The organism is Streptomyces lincolnensis (assembly GCF_021173675.1).
In the GTDB taxonomy this organism is placed as follows: domain Bacteria; phylum Actinomycetota; class Actinomycetes; order Streptomycetales; family Streptomycetaceae; genus Streptomyces; species Streptomyces lincolnensis_B.
Map to the genome: position 1 here is coordinate 193915 of NZ_JAIHON010000011.1, position 18076 is coordinate 211990.

An 18076-nucleotide genomic window follows, 5' to 3' on the forward strand; every position below is an offset into this window, starting at 1 on the left:
AGGATTGCGTGTCTGCTGGTTTTCGTTCTTGTCCTGAGCGGATGCAGCAGAGACGCACAATTGTTCGCCGTGAAGGCGGTCGCCGCGGGCGTCCCGTCGCTGGCGCCGTTCTTCGACGAACGCAGCGGACTGGGCCGGGACGCCCAGGTCCGGCCGCGGGCCGCGCCCGGCGGGCTCCAGCAGGGCGACACACCGGGCCTGTACGGGGGTTCGAAGCAGCCGACGATCTGTGACGTCGACAAGCTGGAGGACTTCCTCACCGACCCCGTGAACGAATCGAAGGCACAGGCGTGGGCCCGTGCCCTGGACATCACCACGGACCGGATTCCGGGCTATCTGGAACTCCTCACACCTGTTCTGCTGCGTCACGACACTCTCGTCAAGAACCACGACTACAAAAAGGGAAAGGCCGTCCCGTACAACTCGCTGCTCCAGTCGGGAATCGCGATTCTCGTGGATCGGCAGGGCCTTCCCGCCGTGAAGTGTTCGTGCGGAAATCCGCTGCGGCCTTTCGAGGGCGACACGACGAAGATCGCCGTCGAGTTCGAGGACGGCAACAAGAAGTGGCAGGGGTACGAGCGGGACGAGGTGGTGGCGGTGCGGCCGGCCACCCGGCCGCTGGCACGGCTCGCCCTGGTCGACGTCGAGGAACCGGAACGTGGCATCAACCGGCCGGTGGGTACGACGGGTGAGGCCGACGGCACGTTCGACACCCGGGAGCGGCGCGCGGTGCCGGACCTCGCCGGGACGACGTTCGCGCAGGCGAGCCGTGAGCTGGCCGACACGGGCCTGGCGGCCGACTACGCCGGGCAGGGGCTGCCGCCGAACGGGGCCCGGGTCACGGCGTCCGACCCGCCGGCGGGCACCGAGCTGCGGTTCGGGCAGTACGTGATGCTGAGCGTGGCCGGCAGCCCGACCGGGGAGACCTCCGTCGGGCCGCCCACTCCCCCGGCGCCCGGGTCCTCCGGGCCGACCACGACACCACCGCCCCCGCCGTCGAGCGGCGATCCCGGGCCGTCGACGCCCGCGCCTCCGCCCTCGTCCGGTACGGGCTCCGGCTCGGCGGGCTCCGAACCGCCCGAGTCCGACCGACCGCCGACGTCGAGCCCGCCGCCGAGCTCCGATCCGCCGCCGAGTCCGAATCCACCGCCCGGTTCCTCGTCCGGCGCGGGCCCGGAACCGCCTCCCTCCTCCGATCCCCCGGCCCCGCCGCCCTCCACGTCCGCCGCGCCGCCTCCGGAGACCACCTCCGCGCCACCCCCGGAGACCACCTCCGCGCCGCCACCGGAGACGACGGCGGCACCGCCCCCGGAGACGACCGCTGTGCCCCCGTCCGACACCCCGGTCACCAGCGCGCCGGGGAGCGACGAGCCGACCGTCGGCGCGCTCGCGTAGCGCGGCCGCAGAACCCGGGAGTCGACCGGATGCCTTCAGGAACCCCGACGTCGGGAGTGGGCCGGGTCATCGCCGGCCGTTACGTGCTGCTGAACCGGCTGGGCAGCGGCGGCATGGGCCATGTCTGGCTCGCCCACGACCAGCGACTGGCCTGCGAGGTCGCCCTCAAGGAGATCGTGTTCAGCGACCCGGCCGAGGCGGGCCCCGAGCGGGAGGCGCGGGTCGCGCGGGCCCGCGCCGAGGCCCGGCACGCGGCCGGGCTGCGCGGCCATCCGCACGTGGTGACCGTCCACGACGTGCTGGAGCACGACGGGCTGCCGTGGATCGTCATGGAGTACGTGGCGGGCGCCGTCGACCTGCGCGACCTGGTCCGCACCCGGGGGCCGCTCGCCCCCGCCGAGTGCGCCCGGATCGGGCTGGCCGTGCTGGACGCGCTGACCGCCGGACACGAGCGGGGCGTGCTGCACCGGGACGTGAAACCGGCCAACATCCTGCTCGCCCCGGACCGCGGCGGGGCGCCGTACGGACGCGTCCTGCTGACCGACTACGGCATCTCCGTGCAGCCGGACGCCGGCGAGACGCGGTACACGCTGGCCTCGGTGCTCGTGGGCACCGCCGGGTATCTGGCGCCCGAGCGGGCCACGGGCGGGACGCCCACACCGGCCGCCGACCTGTTCTCGCTGGGCTGCACGCTCTACCACGCGGTGGAGGGCGTGGGCCCGTTCGAGCGGGAGTCCCATCTCGCCGAGATCACCGCCGTGGTCATGGAGGAGCCCCGGCCGGCCGTGCGCGCCGGGGCGCTGGAGCCCGTGCTGCGGTCCCTGCTGGCGAAGGCTCCGGAGCATCGGCCCACCGCGGCCGAGGCGGAGGCCGCGCTGTCCCGGATCGTCACCCCTCAGGCGGAGGCGGACGCCTACGCCCGTACCCAGACCGACCTGGGTTCGCAGCCGCCCTGGGGCGCCGTCCCCCCGCTCCCGTCCCCGCCTCCGGAACGGCTCTCGCCGGGCGGTTCACACCCTCCCGGGGCGGCGCACCGCGTCGGGCCGAGCGCGGAGCCGTACGGCTTCGGGCCGCCCGTGGTGCCGCACCCCGTGCCACGCGGTCGGCGGCGTCGTGAGCGCTCGCGCGTCCTGCGTGCCGTCCTCGCCGGAGGGCTCGGGATGCTGCTGGCGCTGGGCGGGGTCTGGTACGCCGTGGCCCAGCGGGACGAAGGAGGCGGCGAGGGCGGCGGGAGCGGGCCGCCGTACGGCGAAAACGTCGGGCTGGCCAAGGCGCTGCGGGAGGGCGACTGCGTCCTCGCGGACTGGGCGGGCGCCCGCTTCCAGGGTGTGCCCCGGCTGTCCGTGGACCCCAGCTGTGGCGGCCGGGCGGTACCGGACGGGCAGGTGATGGCGCTCGTGGAGGCCGCGTCCGCGGACGAGGCGCGGCGGCTGGGGCCGGCCCGGTGCGAGGAGCGGACGCGGGAGCTGCGGGACAGGCTGGCCGATGTGCGCGCGCTGGCCGTGGTGCCGACCGCGGACGGGTTCCGGACCGCCGGGCGGCGCACCGCCTGTCTGGTGCTGGGCACCCACGGGCCGGTGTACGGGCCGCTCGGCCGGCACCGTGAGCTCGGTTCGGCCTTCGCGGACACCGCGACCATGCAGCGGCGGGACTGTCTGGAGGTGCCGTCGAACCGGATCGCCCGGCTGGTCTCCTGCGACGGGCCGCACGACGAGGTGGTGCTCGGGTTCACCCGGCTGGGCGCCGACGTGCCGTTCGGCCGGGCGCGTACGCAGTCCGACCTGGCGTGCGGGCGGGAGGTGCCGCCGGGCGACTTCGGATTCGACCCGTCGGTGTACACCGCGGGCTCCTGGACGAGCCAGGGGCACTGGAAGAACGGCACACATTTCGTCGTGTGCACCGTTCGGAAGCAGAACGGGGGCACCATGGAGGGGGACAAACCATGAGGAGGGTGTTGCGATGCCCGGATCCACGGACAGCTCGACCAGGACGATGGGGGTGCTCACCGTCGGCGGACTCGTCGCGGTGACGGCCTACACGGTGGCACTCGGCAGCAACGGCTGGCTGTGGTTCGGCTGGGTCGTGCTGGGTCTGATCACCCTGGGAATGGTGGCCACCCGCAGTACCTGAGGTCCGCTCCCGGGACCTGCGGCTCACTCCCGGGTGAGCCGTCCCGCCGAGTGCACGCCCGGCTGGTACTTGGGCAGCCGGGCGGTGACCTTCATACCGGCTCCCACAGCCGTCTCGATGACGAGGCCGTAGTCGTCGCCGTAGACCTGGCGGAGCCGGTCGTCGACGTTGGAGAGGCCGATGCCGCCCGACGGGCTGATCTCGCCGGCGAGGATGCGGCGCAGCAGGGCGGGGTCCATGCCGACGCCGTCGTCCTCGATGACGACCAGGGCCTCGGCGCCGGCGTCCTGGGCGGTGATGCTGATGTGGCTCTTGCCTCCGGCGGAGACGGCCTTGCCCTCCAGGCCGTGCTTGACGGCGTTCTCGACGAGCGGCTGGAGGCAGAGGAAGGGCAGGGCGACCGGCAGCACCTCGGGGGCGATCTGGAGGGTGACCGAGAGGCGGTCGCCGAAGCGTGCCCGGACGAGCGCCAGGTAGTGGTCGATGGCGTGGAGTTCGTCGGCGAGGGTGGTGAAGTCGCCGTGCCTGCGGAACGAGTAGCGGGTGAAGTCGGCGAACTCCAGGAGCAGTTCGCGGGCGCGCTCGGGGTCGGTGCGGACGAACGAGGCGATCACCGCGAGCGAGTTGAAGATGAAGTGCGGGGAGATCTGGGCGCGCAGGGCCCTGATCTCGGCCTCGATCAGCCGGGTGCGGGACTGGTCGAGGTCGGCGAGTTCGAGCTGGACGGAGACCCAGCGGGCCACCTCTCCGGCCGCGCGGACCAGGACGGCGGACTCGCGGGGCGCGCAGGCCACCAGGGCGCCGTGGACGCGGTCGTCGACGGTGAGCGGGGCGACGACCGCCCAGCGCACCGGGCAGTCGGGGGTGTCGCACGTCAGCCGGAAGGCCTCGCCCCGGCCGGTCTCCAGCGGGGCGGCGAGGCGTTCCATGATCTCGGTGCGGTGGTGGTCGCCGACGCCGTCCCAGACGAGGACGTCCTTCTGGTCGGTCAGGCACAGGGCGTCCGTGCCGAGCAGGGTGCGCAGTCGGCGGGCCGACTTGCGGGCGGTCTCCTCGGTCAGGCCCGCCCGCAGCGGGGGCGCGGCGAGGGAGGCGGTGTGCAGGGTCTCGAAGGTGGCGTGCTCGACGGGCGTGCCGAGGCCGCCGAGGTGCTGGGGGCGGGCGGTACGCCGGCCGAGCCAGAACCCGGCGGCGAGCAGGGGGAGGATCGCCACGCACAGGCCGGCGATGAATCCGCTCATGCCTTCACCTCCGCCCGGAGTTCCTCCGGCAGATGGAAGCGGGCCAGGATGGCCGCCGTCCCCGCCGGTACGCGCCCCGCCGTCGCCAGGGACACCAGCATCATGGTGAGGAAGCCCAGCGGCACCGACCAGAGCGCGGGCCAGGCGAGCAGGGCGTGCAGCGAGCCCGTGCCGGGGAAACCGGCCATGGTCGCGGCCACGGCGAGGAAGGCGGAGCCGCCGCCCACCAGCATGCCCGCGGCGGCTCCGGGCGGGGTCAGCCGGCGCCACCAGATGCCGAGCACGAGCAGCGGGCAGAACGACGAGGCCGACACGGCGAAGGCCAGTCCCACCGCGTCGGCGACCGGGAGCCCGCCCACCAGCATGCTCGCCGCGAGCGGCACCACCATGGCGAGCACCGTGCCGAGCCGGAAGTGCCGTACCCCGCGCGAGGGCAGCACGTCCTGGGTGAGCACGCCCGCGACGGCCATGGTCAGCCCCGAGGCCGTGGAGAGGAAGGCGGCGAAGGCCCCGCCCGCCACCAGCGCGCCGAGCAGGTCGCCGCCGAGGCCGCCGATCACCCGCTCGGGCAGCAGCAGGACGGCGGCGTCCGCGTCCCCGGTGAGGGTGAGTTCGGGGGCGTAGATCCGGCCGAGGGCGCCGTACACGGGTGGCAGCAGGTAGAAGGCGCCGATCAGGCCGAGGACGGCCACCGTGGTGCGGCGGGCGGCGACGCCGTGGGGACTGGTGTAGAAGCGGACGACGACGTGGGGCAGGCCCATGGTGCCGAGGAAGGTGGCGAGGATCAGGCCGTAGGTGGCGTACAGGGGCCGTTCCTCGCGGCTGGTGGCCAGGGAGGTCGACATGCCGCCGTTGGTGCCGCGGTCGGCGACCGGGACGGCGGCCCCCTTGTCGAAGGTCAGCCGGGTGCCCTGCTCGATGCGGTGCGTGCCGGCGGGCAGGCGCAGCCGGTCCTCGTCGTGCGGGCGGCCGTCGATCGTGCCGTTCACCGTGACCGTGAGCGGTGCGTCGAGCTTGAGGTCCAGGCTCGTGTCGACGCGGACCTCGCGCTGCTCGCGGAAGGCGGCCGGTTCCTCGAAGGCGTGCCGGGGGGCTCCGTCGCCCTGCCAGGCGAGGATCAGGAAGAGGGCGGGGACCAGCAGGGCGGTGAGCTTGAGCCAGTACTGGAAGGCCTGGACGAAGGTGATGCTGCGCATGCCCCCGGCGGCGACGGTGGCGACCACGACGGCCGCCACGATCACCCCGCCGAGCCAGCCGGGCGCCCCGGTCAGCACGGTCAGCGTCAGTCCGGCGCCCTGGAGCTGGGGCAGCAGGTAGAGCCAGCCGACACCGACGACGAAGGCGCCCGCGAGCCGTCGCACCGCCTGGGAGGCGAGCCGGGCCTCGGCGAAGTCGGGCAGCGTGTAGGCGCCGGAGCGGCGCAGCGGGGCGGCGACGAACAGCAGCAGGACCAGGTAGCCGGCGGTGTAGCCGACCGGGTACCAGAGCATGTCCGGGCCCTGCACGAGGACCAGTCCCGCGATGCCGAGGAAGGAGGCGGCGGAGAGGTACTCGCCGCTGATGGCGGCGGCGTTGAGGCGGGGGCCGACGGTGCGGGAGGCGACGTAGAAGTCCGAGGTGGTGCGGGAGATGCGCAGGCCGAAGGCGCCGACGAGGACGGTGGCGACGACGACGAGGGCGACGGCGGGGACGGCGTAGCCGGAGTTCATGTGCCTGTTCCTGTGTGTGCCGTCATCGGTCTTCGACCAGGCGCACGAAGTCCCGCTCGTTGCGTTCGGCGCGGCGCACGAACCAGCGGGCGAGCAGGACCATGGGGGCGTAGAGGCCGAAGCCGAGGACGGCCCATTCGAGGCGGCGGGACTCGGGCATCGCCGCGAAGAGCAGCGGCAGCGGGCCGATGAGCAGGGCGAGGAAGGCGAACACGGCGAGGGCGGCGCGCAGTTGGGTGCGCATCAGGGAGCGGACGTAGGTGTGGCCGAGGGTGGTCTGCTCGTCGATCTCGGTGCGGGGCCGGTAGTAGCCGGAGATCGGGCGGGTGCGGCGGGGCGGGCCGGTGACGACGACCCGGCGTTCGGTGGGGTTCTGGGGCACCGTCACGACCTCCTCATCAGCAGGTCCCGCAGCTCGCGGGCGTGGCGGCGGCTGACCTGGAGCTCCTCGGAGCCGACCAGGACGCTCACCGTACCCGCGTCCAGGCGGAGCTCGCCGACGTGGCGCAGGGAGACCAGGTGGCGGCGGTGGATGCGGACGAAGCCCCGGGAGCGCCAGCGCTCCTCCAGGGTGGACAGCGGGATCCGGACGAGATGGCTGCCCCGGTCGGTGTGCAGCCGGGCGTAGTCGCCCTGGGCCTCGACGTGGGTGATGTCGTCCACGGAGACGAACCGGGTCACGCCGCCGAGCTCGACGGGTATGTGGTCGGGGTCGGGTTCGTGCACGGGGATGCGCGGTGCGCTGTCGAGGCGTTCGGCGGCCCGCCGGACGGCCTCGGCGAGGCGCTCCTTGCGTACCGGTTTCAGGACGTAGTCGACGGCCTTGAGGTCGAAGGCCTGGACGGCGAAGTCCTCGTGGGCGGTGACGAACACGACGAGCGGCGGCTGGGCGAACCCGGTGAGCAGCCGGGCGAGGTCGAGGCCGTCGAGGCCGGGCATGTTGATGTCGAGGAAGACGACGTCGATCGCCTCCGGCCCGTCCGGCCCCGACTCCAGCGCGCGGTTGATGCGGCGCAGCGCCTCGGTGGCGTCGCCGGCACCCTCCGCGCTGCCGACGCGGGGATCGGCGTGCAGGAGGTAGAGCAGCTCCTCCAGCGAGGGGCGTTCGTCGTCGACAGCCAGGGCGCGCAGCATGAACCCGGAGTGTAGGAGTAATTCGTACGCATGCACACGTGCCGGGGTGCGGGCGCCCGCGCTGGATACAGTGCCGGCATGAACAGCAGGCCCACGCCGTTCGACGAGCTCGACCGGAAGATCCTCACCGCGCTGATGGCGAACGCCCGGACCAGCTTCGCGGAGATCGGCGCGGTGGTGGGGCTGTCCTCGACGGCGGTCAAGCGACGGGTGGACCGGCTGCGGGACACCGGCGTGATCACCGGGTTCACGGCGACGGTGAAGCCCTCGGCGCTGGGCTGGCGCACGGAGGCGTACGTCGAGGTGTACTGCGAGGGCGCGGCCCCGCCGCGGCGGCTCGCGGAGGTCGTCCGCAACCATCCGGAGATCACCGCGGCGATGACGGTGACCGGTGGCGCGGACGCGCTGCTGCACGTGCGGGCGCGGGACGTGGAGCACTTCGAGGAGGTGCTGGAGCGGATCCGGGTGGAGCCGTTCATCCGGAAGACGATCAGCGTGATGGTGCTGTCCCACCTCCTCCCGGAAAGCCCCGAGGCGGGCGCCAGCCAGCCCGCGCCCGTCGACGCAACAGAACTGCGCTGAGCGGGCCGAACACGCAGCGTTCCTGCGCGGACACGCAATCCTTGTTCCTTGTCGGGCCTCTCGGTCAGTTTCTACCGTGGTGTCAACCCTCAGTCGACACCACAGGAAGCGGAGGAACCCCTCTGTGACCGATTCCCGTGTGCCGCGCCGACGGCGATTCCTCGTCTGCGAACCCAGACACTTCGCCGTGCAGTACGCGATCAACCCCTGGATGCGTCCCGACACCCAGGTCGACGTCGACCTGGCCCGGGAGCAGTGGCAGAAACTGATCAGCACCTACCATGCCCACGGCCACACCGTGGACGCCGTGGATCCGGTCCCCGGGCTGCCGGACATGGTCTTCGCCGCGAACTCCGCGGTCGTCGTCGACGGCCGGGTCTTCGGCTCCCTCTTCCACGCCCCCGAGCGCCGCCCGGAGTCCACGCACTACGACACCTGGTTCAAGTCCGCCGGCTACGACGTCCACCGCCCCGGGTCGGTCTGCGAGGGCGAGGGCGACCTCGTCTGGACGGGCCGGTACGTGCTGGCCGGCACCGGGTTCCGGACGAGCCGGGAGGCGCACCGCGAGGTGCAGGAGTTCTTCGGCCATCCGGTGATCAGCCTGACGCTGGTCGACCCGCGCTTCTACCACCTGGACACCGCGCTGTTCGTGCTCGACGACTCCGTCGGCGGCAACAACATCGTGTACTACCCGGAGGCGTTCACGCCGGGCAGCCGTGAGGTACTCGCCCGGCTGTACCCCGACGCGGTCCTCGCGACCCACGACGACGCGATGGCCTTCGGCCTGAACTCGCTGTCCGACGGCCGGCACGTCTTCATCGCACCCCAGGCCGAGGCGCTGGCCGCGCGCCTCGGCGAGCACGGCTATGTCCCCGTCCCCGTCGACCTCTCCGAGCTCCACAAGGCCGGCGGTGGCATCAAGTGCTGCACCCAGGAGATCCGCTCATGACCGCGCACATCGACGAGCCCGTCCGCACGCGTTCCTCCGCCGATCTCATCCGCGCCGAGGAGCCGGTCCTCGCGCACAACTACCATCCGCTGCCCGTGGTCGTGGCCCGTGCCGAGGGCACCTGGGTCGAGGACGTGGAGGGGCGCCGCTATCTCGACATGCTGGCCGGTTACTCGGCGCTGAACTTCGGCCACCGGCATCCGGCGCTGATCGAGGCGGCGCACCGCCAGCTGGACCGCCTCACGCTCACCTCGCGGGCCTTCCACAACGACCGGCTCGCCGGGTTCGCCGAGCGGCTCGCGGAGCTGACCGGCCTGGACATGGTGCTGCCGATGAACACCGGCGCCGAGGCGGTCGAGAGCGGCATCAAGGTGGCCCGCAAGTGGGCGTACGAGGTCAAGGGCGTTCCCGCCGACCGGGCGACGATCGTGGTCGCGGCGGAGAACTTCCACGGCCGTACGACGACGATCGTGTCGTTCTCCACGGACGAGACGGCCAGGGCCGGCTTCGGCCCGTTCACGCCGGGCTTCCGGATCGTGCCGTACAACGACCTGGCGGCACTGGAGGCGGCGGTCGACGAGACCACCGCGGCGGTGCTGATCGAGCCGATCCAGGGCGAGGCGGGGGTGATCATCCCGGACGAGGGCTATCTGACCGGGGTGCGCGAGCTGACCCGCCGGGCGGGCTGTCTGTTCGTCGCCGACGAGATCCAGTCGGGGCTGGGCCGCACGGGCCGCACGCTCGCCGTGGAGCACGAGGGGGTCGTCCCGGACGTCCTGCTGCTGGGCAAGGCGCTGGGCGGCGGCATCGTCCCGGTGTCCGCGGTGGTCGCCCGCCGGGACGTGCTGGAGGTGCTGCGGCCGGGCGAGCACGGTTCGACGTTCGGCGGCAACCCGCTGGCCGCGGCGGTCGGCACGGCGGTGGTGGAGCTGCTGGAGTCGGGCGAGTTCCAGCGCCGCGCCGCCGAGCTGGGCGCGGTCCTGCGCGACGGGCTCACCGGCCTGGTCGGCAAGGGCGTGGTCGGCTTCCGCTCCCGGGGACTGTGGGCGGGCGTCGACGTCGACCCCGCGCTCGGCACCGGCCGCGAGATCAGCGCGCGCCTGATGAGTGAGGGCGTCCTGGTCAAGGACACCCACGGCTCCACGATCCGGCTGGCGCCGCCGCTGACGATCACCGAGGAGGAACTCGTGGGGGCGCTCGGGACGCTGGAGAAGGTGCTGGCACGGGGGGTCTGATTCCGGCCGTGGGCCAGTAAGGTGGCGCGATGTCCGGTTCCGGGTGCGCCGGGAGCCGGACATCGCGCGTTTCTCCTGGTCAGCCGGGTGTGATCGCCGACCACACGGACAGCGGCGGTCGGCGCGCGGCCAGGCCGGGGAGGGTGAAGATTGAGTCAGGGAGGGTAGACCACTCTCAGCGACAGAGAGGTCGGCCGTGGGCACACAGGAGGAGCGGTACGTGGCCCGGCAGCGGTTCGACGTGGCCGATGCCGCGCCGCTGCTGCTCGACGCGCGGGGCGTCGTGACGAGCTGGACCGGGGACGCCCAGCGGCTGCTGGGATACGCGGCCGCCGAGGTGGTGGGCACCCGTGTGGCCGGGCTGCTCTCCGAGGAGGACGCGCGGCGGCTGCCCGAACTGGCCGAGCGGTGCGGCCGGGACGACGGCTGGGCGGGCCTGCTGACCGCCCGCGGCAAGGACGGCCGGCCGGTCAGGGTCATGGTGCGGATCGCCTCGGCGACCGAGTCCCGGGGCCCCGCTCGATGGCTGGTGCTGCTGTCGGACATGAAGCAGGCGCCGGGCTGGGACATGAGCCGCTCGATGCTGGAGCAGCTGGCCGCCCGCTCGCCCGTGGGCATCGCCATCGTGGACACCGACCTGCGGTTCGTGTGGTCGAACGCGGCCCTGGAACAGTTCGGCGGCGGACCGGCCCACCAGCGGCTCGGCCGGCGTCTGGCGGACATCCAGCCGGGGCTGGACTCCGAGGACATCGAGGCCCGGATGCGGCAGGTGCTGCGGACCGGGGAGCCGGTGATCGGGTACGAGCACGTGGGCCGGCTGCGTTCGGCGCCGCACCGGGAGACCGCGCACATGCTGTCGTTCACCCGCCTCGACGACGACCTGGGCCATCCGATGGGCGTGTACTACACGGTCGTCGACGTCACCGAGCGGCACCGCGCCCGGCAGCGGCTGGCCCTGCTCGACCGGGCCGGCGAGCACATCGGCCGCACCCTGGACATCACCCGCACCGCGCAGGAGCTGGCCGACGTGTCCGTGCCGGGGCTCGCCGACTTCGTCTGCGTGGACCTGCTGGAGTCGGTGCTGCGCGGCGCCGAGCCCGCGCCCGGTCCGCCGGACGGCACGGAACCGGTGCCGCTGCGCCGGGCGGGCCACCAGTCGGTGAACGCGGGCGTCCCGGAGGCCGTCGTCGACATCGGGGACGTGGCCGCCTACCGCCCCGGCTCGCCCCCGATCCGCTGTCTCACCACCGGTGCCTCCTGGCGCGAGGAGCGGCTCGACCCGCTCGCCGAGGAGTGGGCCACCGACGTCGCCGACGGGCGCCGGGCCACCTTCCTGGAGCTGGGGCTGCACAGCGTGATGATCGTGCCGATCCGGGCGCGGGGCGTCACCCTGGGCATCACCACCTTCTTCCGGCGCCGCCGCCAGGAGCCCTTCGACGAGGACGACCTGAGCCTGGCCGAGGACCTGATGTCGCGGGCCGCCGTCTGTGTGGACAACGCCCGCCGCTACACCCGTGAGCGCGACGCCGCGCTGGTGCTCCAGCGCAGCCTGCTCCCCCACCGGCTGCCCGAGCAGGACGCCGTGGAGGTGGCCGCCTGCTACCGGCCGGCCGACGAGCTGACCGGCCTGGGCGGCGACTGGTACGACCTGGTCCAGCTGTCCGGTGCCCGGGTCGCCCTGGTGGTGGGCGAGGTGCCCGGTCACGGCATCGCCGCCGCGGCGGCCATGGGCGGCCTGCGCACCGCCGTACGGACGCTGGCCGCGCTGGATCTGCCGCCCCAGGAGGTGCTCGCCCACCTGGACGACCTGGTCGCGCGGTCGGCCCGCGAGGAGGGCGTCATGCCCGGCACCGCGGGGGCCGACAGCACCCAGGCGGTGGGGTCCGGATGCGTGTACGTCGTCTACGACCCGGTCGACGGGCAGTGCGCGATGGCCGCCGCGGGGCATCCCGCGCCCACGGTGGTGCTGCCCGACGGGACCGTGACCTTCGTCGACCTGCCGCAGGGCTCGCCGCTGGGCACCGGCGGCCCGCCCTTCGAGTCGGTCGAGCTGGCCCTGCCGGAGGGGAGCACCCTCGTCCTCCACACCGACGGGCTCCTGGCCCACGGACAGGACTGGGCCGTGGACGCGGACCGGGACCGGCTGCGGCTGGCCCTGGAGCGGTCCGAGCCCTCGCTCGACCAGCGCTGCCAGGTCGTGGTCGACGCACTGATCCCGGCCCGCCCGCACGACGACGTGGCCCTGCTGATGGCCCGCACCAAGGTCCTGGGCGCCGGCCAGGTCACCGAGTGGGACCTGCCTGCCGACCCCGCCGCGGTCGCCGACGCCCGCAAGGCGGCCTCCCGGGTGCTGACCGAGTGGGGCCTGGAGGACCTGGCGTTCACCACGGAACTGGTCGTCAGCGAGCTCGTCACCAACGCCATCCGGCACGCCACCGGTCCGGTCCGCCTGCGACTGGTCAAGGAGCGCGCCCTGACCTGCGAGGTCTTCGACGGCAGCGCCACCGCCCCGCACCTGCGGCACCCCCGCACCACGGACGAGGGCGGACGCGGACTGCTGCTCGTGTCCCAGTTCAGCCAGCGGTGGGGCACCCGCTACGTCCCCGAAGGGAAGATCATCTGGGCGGAGCAGTCCCTCACGGACACTCCGTCCTGACCCACTGGTCGCACGCATATCGTGGGAAACTGGGGTGAGTCCGGTGGTGAGAGTGCCATGAACGATTCGGTGATCGACTACGCGGCGGTCTTCCAGGCCCTGCCCGGCATGGTGGCCCTGCTGGGGCCCGACCTGGTGTTCGCGGACGTCAACGAGGAGTTCGTCCGGCAGTCCGGCCGCAAGCGCGAGCAGCTCGTCGGACACCATCTGTTCGAGGTCTTCCCGGACAACCCCAACGACAGCACGGCCACGGGCATGCGCAACCTCAAGGCCTCGCTGCACCGGGTGCTGGACACCGGCGAGCGCGACGCGATGGCCCTCCAGCGCTACGACGTCGAGGACCCGGAGCGGCCCGGGCAGTGGCACGAGCGGTACTGGAGCCCGTGCAACGCGCCGGTGTTCGGCCAGGACGGCGAGGTGGTGCTGCTGGTGCACCGGGTCGAGGAGGTCACCGAGCTGATCCGGGCCCGCGGCCACCGGGGCGGCGGACGGGCCGGCAGCCGGGCCCGCGTGCTGGAGGCCGAGCTGTACACCCGCGCCCGTGAACTCCAGGAACTCAACGACCGGCTGCGCCAGGCGCACGCCCGCGAGCGCGAGGTGGCCCTGGCCCTCCAGGAGGCCATGCTGCCCGCCAACCGCCAGGTGGGCCACCATCGGGCCGCCGTGCGCTACCGGCCCGCGGTCGGCGCGCTGAACGTGTGCGGCGACTGGTACGACCTGGTCGACCTGGTGGGCGGCAACCGGATCGGAGTGTCCGTGGGGGACGTGGTCGGCCACGGACTGGCCGCCGCCGGCGTCATGGGCCAGCTGCGCAGCGCGCTCACCGCCACCTCCCGGGTCGCCGACGGACCCGCCGAGGCGCTCGACGTGCTCGGGCGCTACGCCCATGTGGTCGACGGCGCCGAGTCCGCCACCGCGGTCACCACCTTCGTCGACTTCGACCGCCGCACCATCACCTACAGCAGCGCCGGTCACCCCCCGCCCGCGCTGGTCCGCCCCGACGGCCGCGTGGAGTTCCTCGACCGCGCCACCGATCCCCCGCTGGACGCCCGCCCCGACCCGGAGCCCAGACCCGAGGCCGAGACCACGTTCGCCGACGGCGACACCCTCGTGCTGTACACCGACGGCCTGATCGAACGGCGCCGCGAGGACATCGACACGGGACTGGCCCGCCTCGCCGACGCCCTCACCCGACACCGCGACGACGACCCCGACACCCTCGCCGACGCGGTCCTCCTGGAGCTGCTGCCCCCGGGCGGCGCGACGGACGACACGGCGCTGATCGTCGTACGGCTGTGACACGAGGCCGACTGCGGGACTTCTGGTGACGGGGTAACTCATTCCGGAAATTCCATCGGAATATCGCAATAAGCGGATTCACTCCCTTCTCTCCCCGGGTCGCCGGTGGCGGCAGTACGGTGCGCTTCCACGGCCTTCGGGGGGATCGATGCTGGACGACATCAGAAGCGTGAAGCAGCGGGTCGAGGACGAGTTCCTGGACCGGCCCGGCGTCATGGGCGTCGACATCGGCTACAAGGAACGGCGTGGCCGCCGTACGGACACCGTCTCCCTGCGGGTACTGGTGGAGGAGAAGCACGACGTGCCGCCCGAGCAGCGGGTGCCCGGCGAGATCGACGGAGTCGTGACCGACGTGATCGAACGCGGGGCTCCCCGGTTCCTGGCGGACACCACACGCTACGACCCGCTGGTCGGCGGTATCAGCGGGGGCACCTGCGGCGGAGTACAGGGACTCGGCACGCTCGGCGCGGTGGTCCGTGACGTGGCCACGGGCACCCTCGGCATGCTCAGCAACTGGCATGTCCTGGTGGGCGGGGTCTCCGGTCCGCAAGGTCTGTTCGTGGCGCAGCCGGGACCCGGCGAGGACGGCGGCAGCTGCCAGAAGGACGTCGTCGGCCAGGTCACCAAGTCCGCGATCAACGAGTTCGTGGACTGCGCCGTGCTCCGCCTCAACACCGCGCGCCCGGCGATCAACGCCATTCAGGACTTCGGCCCCCTGCACCACCAGCCCACGATGGCGGCGCTGCTCGGCCATCCGGTCGTCAAGCGCGGCCGGACGTCATGGCTGACGTACGGCACGATCGACGCCGTCGACGCGACACTGACCCTCGACAACGCGGGTGCGCAGCGCGTCTTCCGCCGGCAGATAGGCATCTGGCGGGTGCCTGAGCGCAACCGGTCCTTCGCACTGCCCGGGGACTCCGGCTCCGTCGTCCTGGACCGGACCAACCGTCGGGTGGTGGGCCTCCTCTTCGCGGCCGGAAGGGGCACCCGGTTCACCGCGGAGGGTTCCTACGGCTACGCCAACCCGATCGCGAGCGTGCTGCACGCCCTCGGCGTCGAGATATTCGCCCCGAAGGTCAAGGAGAAGGAGCAGGAGAAGGACGACGAGAAGGACGACGAGAAGCTCCGGGACAAGATCATGAAGGAGAAGGACCGGGACACGCTCGACGCCTCGGCCGAGGACCGGTTGAGCCGGCTGGAGACGGCTGTGGGAGATCTGCAGCATTTCATCGAGGCACGCGACCGGCGTGACGACGGCTGAGCACGCCCGCGATGACCTTCCTGGTGCTCTGTGAACCGGACGACGCGGCCGCCCTGTGGGCCGCCGACCGGCTCGCCGAACCGGGCTCACGACAGGTACGCGTGCTGACCTCTCGTGAGCTGTCCACCGCTCACGACTGGGCCCACCGCATCGGGGTCGACGGCGTCGAGGTCTCCTTCACGGTCGGCTCCGGCGACCGGTTCCGCAGCGGCGGGATCCGGGGCACCCTCAACCGTCTGCGCGGAGTGCCGGATCTGCCCGCGCTGGCCCGGAGCGCGCCCGGTGACCGGCGTTACGTCCACGCCGAGTGGACCGCCTTCTGCCTCGGCTGGCTGCGCGGCCTGCCGGGTCCCGTGCTCAATCCGCCGGACCCCCGCGGCCTGGGCGGCTCCGGACGCGATCCCCGGGAATGGCGGGCGCTGGCCACCGCCACCGGCCTCGGGCGGCCCTCCGCCGCGCGAGAAGCGGGCGATACGTTCGAGGTGCTCGTCATCGGCGACCGCGTCGTCGGGTGCTCCCCGGACCGGGCGACGACGCCCGCGGGGGCGGAAGCATGTCTGCGCCTGGCCGCCTCGGCTGGCACGCCCGTGCTCGGCATCACCCTGTCCCACCCCGGCCCGGCATTCGTCGCCGCGACGGAGTGTCCGGACCTCAGACACGGTGGCCTCCGCGCCGTCGCGGCCCTGGACCGCGCGTTGGGACGGCACGCGTGATCCTGCTGATCGGCGAGGCGACGGACGGCCCGCTCGCCGCCGTACGAACGGAACTGGACCGATGCGGCGATCCGTATCTGCTGCTGGACCGGCGGGCCTGCACGGAGTCCGCGGTCACCGACTCCGACCTGGTCCTCGGCGGAGTGCGCCGGCCTCTGGCCGGGATCACGGGCGTACACGTGCGGGACGCGGCGGGGCCGTCCTGCCCCGCGGCCCACCTGCTGCACCGTGAACTCGCGCCCTGGCTGGAGGTCACACCGGCCCACGTGCTCAACCGCCCGTCGGCTTCGGCGACCAACCTCTCCAAGACCTTCCAGTTGCAGGTGATCCGGGAGACGGGCTTCCCCGTGCCCGAGACGCTGGTCACCGACCGGCCCGAGGACGTCGCGGCCTTCCGCGCGCGGTACGGCACCGTGGTGTACAAGTCCGTGAGCAGCCGACGCTCCGTGGTCCGCCCGCTCGACGAAGAGGCGATGCGCCGCATCGACCGCATCCGCTGGTGCCCGACCCAGTTCCAGCAGTACGTCCGTGGTGTGAACGTCCGCGTGCACATCGTGGGTGACCGGCACTTCGCCACCGCCGTGCACACGACGGCCGTCGACTATCGCTACCCGGCCGCGCCGTCGGAGACCCCCGTGTTCTGCGGTGTCGATCTGCCCGCCGAACTGGTGCGGCGCTGCCATCGCCTCGCCAGGACGCTGGGCCTCCCCCTCACGGGCATCGACCTGCGGATCACGCCCGACGGCACGGCGTACTGCCTGGAGGCCAACCCGAGCCCCGCCTTCACCTACTACCAGTCGGCGACCGGCCAGCCCATCGCCCGGGCCGTGGCAGAGCTGCTGCGCGGCGCATCACGGACGGCCCGGGAGCCGAGCCTGTGACGGTCACGATCGCGAACCGGCCAGATCCCGGGCGCGCCGCCCGCGGCCCTGTTCCGGCCGCTCCTGCCTGGCCCTACACTGACAGCCCCACGACGTGCCGGTTGACCTGCTGGAACGCGGCGGTCGAGCCGATCCGCCCGAGTGAGGAGCGCCCCTCTTGTTCTACTACCTTCTCAAGTACGTGCTTTTGGGGCCGTTGCTGAGACTGGTCTTCCGGCCTCGGATCGAAGGCCTCGAACACATACCGCAGTCGGGGCCGGCCATCGTCGCGGGCAACCATCTCTCCTTCTCCGACCACTTCCTGATGCCCGCGGTCCTCAAGCGCCGCATCACCTTCCTGGCGAAGGCCGAGTACTTCACCGGCCCCGGGATCAGGGGCCGGCTGACGGCGTTCTTCTTCCGCAGCGCGGGACAGATCCCGGTGGACCGCTCCGGGAAGGAGGCGGGCCAGGCGGCGATCCGCGAGGGCCTCGGGGTGCTGAGCAAGGACGAGCTGCTGGGCATCTATCCCGAGGGGACACGCTCGCACGACGGGCGGCTCTACAAGGGCAAGGTCGGGGTGGCGGTGATGGCGCTGCGGGCCCAGGTCCCGGTGATCCCGTGCGCGATGATCGGCACCTTCGAGGCCCAGCCGCCGGGGAAGGTCATCCCGAACATCCACCCCGTGGTGATCCGCTTCGGCAAGCCGCTGGACTTCTCCCGCTACGCCGGCATGGAGAACGAGAAGGCCATCCTGCGCGCCATCACCGACGAGATCATGTACGCCATCCTCAAGCTGTCCGAGCAGGAGTACGTCGACCAGTACGCGGCCGTCGTCAAGGCCGAGGAGGCCGCCGCGCGCAGGGAGAAGGAACGCCGGTTCCCGCGGCTGCCGCTGAGCTGAACTCT

The 18076-nt window shown here is 72.8% G+C and carries 16 protein-coding genes; 12 read left to right on the plus strand and 4 right to left on the minus strand.

Translation table 11 applies throughout. The features are described 5' to 3' along the window. Nucleotides 1-69 precede the first annotated feature (69 nt). Genes K4B79_RS31705 through K4B79_RS31715 form a run of 3 tightly spaced genes read left to right on the plus strand, consistent with a single transcriptional unit; the run spans nucleotide 70 to nucleotide 3525 of the window. A complete protein-coding gene (locus K4B79_RS31705; protein WP_308280542.1) occupies nucleotides 70-1395 on the plus strand; it encodes a PASTA domain-containing protein in 1326 nt (441 codons plus the stop codon). Nucleotides 1396-1424: 29 nt separating this feature from the next. Then, nucleotides 1425-3341, plus strand: coding sequence for a serine/threonine-protein kinase (locus tag K4B79_RS31710; protein WP_232030740.1), 1917 nt, complete (start codon nucleotides 1425-1427; stop codon nucleotides 3339-3341). 13 nt (nucleotides 3342-3354) lie between these two features. Further along, the gene (locus K4B79_RS31715; protein ID WP_203615133.1) at nucleotides 3355-3525 is read left to right on the plus strand and encodes a hypothetical protein; all 171 of its coding nucleotides are present in this window, start codon (nucleotides 3355-3357) and stop codon (nucleotides 3523-3525) included. Nucleotides 3526-3548: 23 nt separating this feature from the next. Here the strand turns inward: K4B79_RS31715 and K4B79_RS31720 are convergent, their stop codons facing one another. From K4B79_RS31720 to K4B79_RS31735, 4 genes are read right to left on the minus strand one after another with little or no spacing between them, the layout of a single operon-like run. Beyond that, a complete protein-coding gene (locus K4B79_RS31720; protein ID WP_232030741.1) occupies nucleotides 3549-4766 on the minus strand; it encodes a sensor histidine kinase in 1218 nt (405 codons plus the stop codon). Further along, nucleotides 4763-6475, minus strand: coding sequence for a sodium/solute symporter (locus K4B79_RS31725; RefSeq protein WP_232030742.1), 1713 nt, complete (start codon nucleotides 6473-6475; stop codon nucleotides 4763-4765). The genes K4B79_RS31720 and K4B79_RS31725 overlap by 4 nt, the downstream gene beginning before the upstream one ends. 22 nt (nucleotides 6476-6497) lie before the next feature. After that, nucleotides 6498-6857, minus strand: coding sequence for a hypothetical protein (locus tag K4B79_RS31730; RefSeq protein ID WP_232030907.1), 360 nt, complete (start codon nucleotides 6855-6857; stop codon nucleotides 6498-6500). A gap of 2 nt (nucleotides 6858-6859) precedes the next feature. Next, the gene (locus tag K4B79_RS31735) at nucleotides 6860-7609 is read right to left on the minus strand and encodes a LytR/AlgR family response regulator transcription factor (protein WP_232030743.1); all 750 of its coding nucleotides are present in this window, start codon (nucleotides 7607-7609) and stop codon (nucleotides 6860-6862) included. Nucleotides 7610-7687: 78 nt separating this feature from the next. Here K4B79_RS31735 and K4B79_RS31740 point away from each other — a divergent pair, with 78 nt between their 5' ends. From K4B79_RS31740 to K4B79_RS31780, 9 genes are all read left to right on the plus strand, one after another. Then, entirely contained in the window at nucleotides 7688-8191 is a 504-nt protein-coding gene (locus K4B79_RS31740) for an Lrp/AsnC family transcriptional regulator (protein WP_232030744.1), read from the plus strand. A 124-nt stretch (nucleotides 8192-8315) separates the two neighbouring features. After that, nucleotides 8316-9140 carry a dimethylargininase gene (ddaH, locus tag K4B79_RS31745; protein ID WP_232030745.1) on the plus strand — a complete coding sequence of 275 codons (825 nt, stop codon included), beginning with the start codon at nucleotides 8316-8318 and terminating at the stop codon, nucleotides 9138-9140. Continuing rightward, a complete protein-coding gene (rocD, locus tag K4B79_RS31750) occupies nucleotides 9137-10375 on the plus strand; it encodes an ornithine--oxo-acid transaminase (protein ID WP_232030746.1) in 1239 nt (412 codons plus the stop codon). The genes ddaH and rocD overlap by 4 nt, the downstream gene beginning before the upstream one ends. 196 nt (nucleotides 10376-10571) lie before the next feature. After that, the gene (locus K4B79_RS31755) at nucleotides 10572-13031 is read left to right on the plus strand and encodes a SpoIIE family protein phosphatase (protein ID WP_232030747.1); all 2460 of its coding nucleotides are present in this window, start codon (nucleotides 10572-10574) and stop codon (nucleotides 13029-13031) included. A 57-nt stretch (nucleotides 13032-13088) separates the two neighbouring features. Beyond that, nucleotides 13089-14330 (plus strand): SpoIIE family protein phosphatase, encoded by a 1242-nt coding sequence (locus K4B79_RS31760; RefSeq protein WP_232030748.1) that lies wholly within the window; start codon nucleotides 13089-13091, stop codon nucleotides 14328-14330. Nucleotides 14331-14478: 148 nt separating this feature from the next. Beyond that, complete coding sequence (locus tag K4B79_RS31765) at nucleotides 14479-15594, plus strand: trypsin-like peptidase domain-containing protein (RefSeq protein WP_232030749.1); 1116 nt, start codon at nucleotides 14479-14481, stop codon at nucleotides 15592-15594. Between the two features lie 11 nt (nucleotides 15595-15605). Then, entirely contained in the window at nucleotides 15606-16307 is a 702-nt protein-coding gene (locus K4B79_RS31770; RefSeq protein ID WP_232030750.1) for a hypothetical protein, read from the plus strand. Continuing rightward, the gene (locus tag K4B79_RS31775; RefSeq protein WP_232030751.1) at nucleotides 16304-17188 is read left to right on the plus strand and encodes an ATP-grasp domain-containing protein; all 885 of its coding nucleotides are present in this window, start codon (nucleotides 16304-16306) and stop codon (nucleotides 17186-17188) included. Before K4B79_RS31770 ends, K4B79_RS31775 begins: the two co-directional genes overlap by 4 nt. Nucleotides 17189-17345: 157 nt before the next feature. Further along, a complete protein-coding gene (locus tag K4B79_RS31780) occupies nucleotides 17346-18071 on the plus strand; it encodes a lysophospholipid acyltransferase family protein (RefSeq protein WP_232030752.1) in 726 nt (241 codons plus the stop codon). Nucleotides 18072-18076 lie beyond the last annotated feature (5 nt).